This window comes from Parazoarcus communis SWub3 = DSM 12120 (assembly GCF_003226565.1).
In the GTDB taxonomy this organism is placed as follows: domain Bacteria; phylum Pseudomonadota; class Gammaproteobacteria; order Burkholderiales; family Rhodocyclaceae; genus Parazoarcus; species Parazoarcus communis.
Genome location: NZ_QKOE01000090.1, coordinates 1 through 640, shown reverse-complemented (window position 1 = coordinate 640; position 640 = coordinate 1). Strand labels below are relative to the sequence as shown.

The window sequence follows — 640 nt, the reverse complement described above, 5'->3', positions numbered from 1 at the left end:
GTAGTGCAGGGTCGAGCTGTAGACGCCGACCGTCAGCATGCTGGGGATCTTGTCCTTCTTGGCCCGGAAGCGCTTGGTCCAGGCGCGGGTCTCGTCGTTGAGATCCCAGTAGAACGACTCGGTCAGCACCAGGCCCTGTGCGGCGTTCAGGCCGATCGCCTGCACGTCGGAGGTGAAGAACAGCAGGCCTGCCAGCTTCTGGCCGCCCTTGGTGATGCCGAACTCGCCGGCCTGCTTGATGGTGTTGATGGTGTCGGCGCCGGCGTTGGCCAGCGCGATGATCTTGGCCTTCGAGCCTTGCGCCTGCAGCAGGTAGGACGAGAAGTCCTGCGAGGAGATCGGGTGCCTGATGCTGCCCACCACCTTGCCGCCGGCCGCCTTCACGACCGCCGTCACGTCGCGCTCCAGCGCATGGCCGAAGGCATAGTCGGCGGTGATGAAGTACCAGGAGTCGTTGCCCGCCTTGACCAGCGCCGAGCCAGTGACCTGCGCCAGGGCGTAGGTGTCGTAGATCCAGGAGGCGCCGGTCGCCGAGCAGGCCGGCCCGGTGAGGTCGGCCGTCGCCGAGCCGACATTGAGGTCGATCTTGCCCGTCTCGTTGGCAACCTGGCGCACGGCGAGGCCGACCGACGAGGTGTCG

General features: G+C 66.9%; 1 protein-coding gene. It reads right to left on the bottom strand.

Annotated elements, in window-relative coordinates; genetic code table 11:
• A partial coding sequence (locus DNK49_RS23175; protein ID WP_133255174.1) for an ABC transporter substrate-binding protein occupies positions 1-640 on the bottom strand: 640 nt, incomplete at both ends.